Raw genomic sequence first — 330 nt, forward strand, 5'->3', positions numbered from 1 at the left:
CCTGCTGACCGATGAAGCAAAACTGGTTGCGATTCAGTAGCAGGCTGCGCCGGGCTGGCGCGCCTCGCCTGAACGCATAGGAGCGGGCCCCGCCATGCCTTTGAAACTCGCCATCGTCGGACGCCCCAATGTGGGCAAGTCGACCCTGTTCAACCGCCTCGTCGGCAAGAAGATCGCGCTGGTCGATGACCAGCCGGGTGTGACGCGTGACCGGAAGCAGGCGGAAGGGCGTCTTGCCTCCCTGCCATTGGTCCTGATCGACACAGCGGGCTATGAGACCTCCTATGACGACAGTCTCGAATCCCGCATGCGCCAACAGACCGAGGCCGC

Annotated in this window: 1 protein-coding gene; it reads left to right on the plus strand. The window is 63.6% G+C overall.

The genetic code is table 11. From position 1 onward, the window contains the following. Positions 1 to 94 precede the first annotated feature (94 nt). Positions 95 to 330: GTPase (locus B4F73_RS01445; protein ID WP_290482346.1), on the plus strand; the 236-nt coding region annotated here is incomplete at its 3' end.

Origin of the sequence: Hyphomonas sp. UBA3601, from assembly GCF_002375605.1 — a bacterium.
GTDB lineage: Bacteria > Pseudomonadota > Alphaproteobacteria > Caulobacterales > Hyphomonadaceae > Hyphomonas.